A 3679-nucleotide genomic window follows, 5' to 3' on the forward strand; every position below is an offset into this window, starting at 1 on the left:
CACTCCGAACTCGAAGCCCTCAGAGCGGCCTGGCACAAGAGCCACCGCCTGGAGAGCACCTGAGCCTCGCCGAACCTGGTGGGTTTCGGTGCCGCCTGGCACAGGTTCGCCGGAACATGTGCGCTTTGCCGAAGGTCTTGTTCGAGGTCAAGATGATCGAGCCCTTCTCGTAACGCTTGGAGATCACCTGGAAGACGAGGTTCGCTTCGGCCCGTTCCAGCGGCTGGTAGCCCACCTCGTCGACCACGAGAACCGCGGGGCGGAGGTAGCTGGTGAGCTTGCTGATCAGCCGGCCCTGGTCCTCAGCGGCCTTGAGGTGGCGGACCATGTCGTCCAGGCTGGTGAAGTAGATCGAGTAGCCGGCCCGGCAGGCCGCGACGGCCAGGGCGACGGCGATGTGTGTCTTGCCGACCCCGGGTGGCCCGAGCAGGGCGACGTTGGCCTTGTCCTCGACGAAGGACAGGGTGGCCAGGTCCTTGACCTTGCGCGGGTCCAGGTCGGGCTGGAAGGAGAAGTCGTAGTCCTCCAGCGTCTTGTGGTGCGGCAGTTTCGACAGCCGCAGGCCGTTCCGGAAGCGCCGGTCGTCGCGGACGGCAAGTTCCTCGGCCAGCACCAGGTCGAGGAAGTCGAGGTAGCCCATCTTGGCCTCGTCCGCCCGCTGGACGTACTGGTTCAGGGCCTCGGCCAGGTGCGGCAGGCCCAGCTTGGCGGCGGTGGTGCGGATGCGGGTGCTGGTCAGCTCGCTCAACGGGCTTCCTTGGTCGGGGCGGTGAAGGGACGGGTGCCGGTCAGCTCGTCATAGACCGACAGCGGGCGGCGGCCGACCTCGATGTTCGCGGCGGCGGCCCGGTTCAGCAGAGCCTGCAGCGGTCCGGCATCCGCCTTCGGCGGCGGCTGGCTGCGGCGGGGTGAGGGCAGAGCGTCGTCGCCGGTGGTGACGCGGCGGCCGGCGCCAGTGGGAAGGCCGTCCCAGTGCGTCTCCTCCACGATGCGTGCACCTCGGCCAACAGCCCGCGGGTGAACGGCCAGCAGGGTCTGGCCGGTTGGGTCGGGAACAGTGGAATGCAGGCTGACCTGCGATTTCGTGGCCCGGACCTCGACCAGCTGGCGGGGGCGGACCTTGCGGGCGGGCACCGAGTAGAGGTTCGCGTCGAAGGCGACCAGGCAGTCCTTGCCGACATGCCGCAGGTGCCTCTGGGTAACCACGTAGGGGGTCACCGGCAGCGGACGCAGGGCCATGTGATCGCGCACGGCCCGGTGTCCGATGACCTCGCCGTGGGTGCCGTGGACCTTCGCCCGCCGCAGCGGGACCCAGGCAGCGAAGGCTGCGTTCAGCTCCTCGATGGAGGAGAAAGCCCGGCCAGCCAGGACGTGGTCGCGGACGATGTTCACCTGCCGCTCGACCCGGCCCTTGCCCTGGGGCCGGTAGGCGGCCAGCACGTCGATGTCGAAGTCGTAGTGGCCGGCGAAGGCGACCGCTTCCGGGTGCAACGGGACCGCCTCCCCGGGGGCGACATGCCGGCGCACGACCGTCTTGGTGCGGTCATAGACGATACTCATCGGCACCCCGCCGAAGTGCGCGAACGCGGCCCGGTGGCAGTCGAAGAACGTCGCCAGGTCCTGGCTCGTGGTGAAGCAGCAGAACGGGTCGCGCGAGTACGACAGCGTCATGTGGAAGGAGTAGACCTTCGGGATGCCGACATGGGCGAGGATCTTGCCTTCGTCGCCCCAGTCGACCTGGGCCTGAGCACCGGGGACGACCTCGAAGCGCCGGTGCAGGCCCGCCAGCTCGCCCGGGCTGATGCCCAGTTCCTCCGCGATTCGGGGCCGTGCTTCCTGCAGATAGAGCTTCACCCGCTGGTAGTTGATGCTAACCCCGTACTCCTGGACGAGGCGCTCATGGATCACCCTTCCCTTGAGAAGGATCTCGGACCTGAGCATCGCGTCGATCAGCGGCGCGACGTCGTCCACCACCCGCCGAGGCCGCTGATCTGCTGCTTCTCTCTTCGGCGGCGCGAGCGAGGCCGGGTCCTTGAGGTACTTGCTGACCGTCCTGCGGTTCAGCCCGGTCTCCTTCGCGATCTCCCGCAGGCTCATCGCACCGGACTCATACAGCGGCCGGAACCGCCTCAACTCCAGCCAGCGATGTGGATCCAAGACCACCGTCAGCCGCCTCCCTGCCACCCCGAAACGACAGCAGCAGACTTACGGCCAACACCCCGTCACCGCATCAAAAATGGTGCACTTTCATCCGTACGAAGTGGTGCACGTTCGCTTGTACGCCGACAGGCCGTGCCGTCACCACTGCTCAGCGCCCCGTCTGAGCGTGGTCGGGGTGCTGACAACCCCCTGAAGCCCCCGTATGCCTCGCCAGGAGAAGGGTGGAGGGAGCAGGCGCACCGGACGCGTCAGGGGGGAGCCGGTGCTTTTCCCGTCACGTCGACGGGATCCCGCCGCGGCACGCGTGTCAGTGGGAGGGGGTGGGGGACGTCACCGCCTGGGCGTCGGGGCCGGCCCCGAGGATGCGGCGCCCGGCGGGCGGGCGTGCGGGCTTCGGCTCGGTGGTGGCCGGGGCGGCGGGCAGGCGTTCGGCGGCGAGCGGGGCGCGCGGCGCTGGGGCGGTGTCTTGCGCGCGGGAGGCGGCGGTACGGTCGGGTCCGGTGCCCAGCGGGCGGCGGTCTGTCATCGTCCGATCATCGGGGTGCGGCCGGAGTTCTTCTTCACCGGCCCGGCCGTTCGCTCCGGCCCGGACATCACTCGCGCGCGTCCCACCGGGGAACGCATCGCGCAGCTGCTCGCCACCGGCGGTGGCGTCTGTGACCGGCAGGTGCCGGGCAGGGGCGAGGCGGCGGCGTAGGAACCCGGGGTGGCACACACGTTTGAAGATCTTGTGGAGCTGGAGCGGCAGGCCGAGGCGGCGCGCGCCCGGTACGTCCTGCGGGTGCCGGACGGTCTTCTTCGCGGCCATCTCCACGTCGATCCGGCTCTTCCCCTCGGCCGCCGCGTGCTCGGTGACCGCAGCCTGGAAAGGCGGAGCTGCCTGACCGGCAGCGCGCCCTGGTCTGTGTGTGATCAGACCGGGGCGGGGCGGTCTCGCCTCAGCTCGGCGTCGGCAAGACCTGACTCAGGATCCAGTGTCTCGTGTGTCCAAGGTCAAGGGTCAAGGCCCAAGGGTGATCACACGATGTTCTGGCCCGCCGAACCCGCATCAGCAAAATGCCTGCTTCCGGGCTGCTGCAGCAGGATCATCTTCCGGAGAAGGTGGAAACCGGCGCGTCCGTAGAGCTGTCTCTTGATCTTTTTGATGCGGTTCACGGCGCTTTCGGTGCTGCCCGAGCTCCAGTACAGGGTGAGGACGGCGGTCACGGCGTCGAGGTCTCGGCGCAGGCCATGCTCGGCATCGCCCGGCTGCACAGCCTGGCCGTCACTGGATAGCTCACACCCCATACGGGGCAACCTCAGTGGGTCAGCTCGGCGAGTGCGGGTCGATGATGTCGGCCGCGTAGTCCATGCCGTCGAAGAGGTAAGCGTGTGAGGCGATGTTCTCGGCTTCCACGGCCTTGCGCTCTTCGCGGATCCGGCGTGCCAGTTCGCTGTTGTACAGGTCGAGCACCTCCTCGATTGCCCCGCGCTCCCATCCGTGCGCGAGCAGGGCGGAAGTGATCTTCGCGCGGGCCTC

At 68.7% G+C, this 3679-nt stretch carries 4 protein-coding genes and 1 pseudogene; all 5 read right to left on the reverse strand.

Translation table 11 applies throughout. From position 1 onward, the window contains the following. Positions 1–19: 19 nt before the first annotated feature. Entirely contained in the window at positions 20–748 is a 729-nt protein-coding gene (gene istB / locus RM812_RS40945) for an IS21-like element helper ATPase IstB (protein ID WP_311585920.1), read from the reverse strand. Beyond that, positions 745–2097: an IS21 family transposase gene (gene istA / locus RM812_RS40950; protein ID WP_449657864.1), complete on the reverse strand. Its 1353-nt coding sequence runs from the start codon at positions 2095–2097 to the stop codon at positions 745–747. The genes istB and istA overlap by 4 nt, the downstream gene beginning before the upstream one ends. 370 nt (positions 2098–2467) lie before the next feature. Next, positions 2468–2968, reverse strand: coding sequence for a hypothetical protein (locus RM812_RS40955; RefSeq protein ID WP_311585924.1), 501 nt, complete (start codon positions 2966–2968; stop codon positions 2468–2470). Positions 2969–3177: 209 nt separating this feature from the next. Continuing rightward, positions 3178–3390, reverse strand: a pseudogene (locus tag RM812_RS40960) (hypothetical protein); the annotation flags it as partial. A 76-nt stretch (positions 3391–3466) separates the two neighbouring features. Then, a partial coding sequence (locus tag RM812_RS40965) for a hypothetical protein (protein ID WP_311585926.1) occupies positions 3467–3679 on the reverse strand: 213 nt, incomplete at its 5' end.

The sequence above is a fragment of the Streptomyces lancefieldiae genome (assembly GCF_031845825.1).
In the GTDB taxonomy this organism is placed as follows: domain Bacteria; phylum Actinomycetota; class Actinomycetes; order Streptomycetales; family Streptomycetaceae; genus Streptomyces; species Streptomyces lancefieldiae.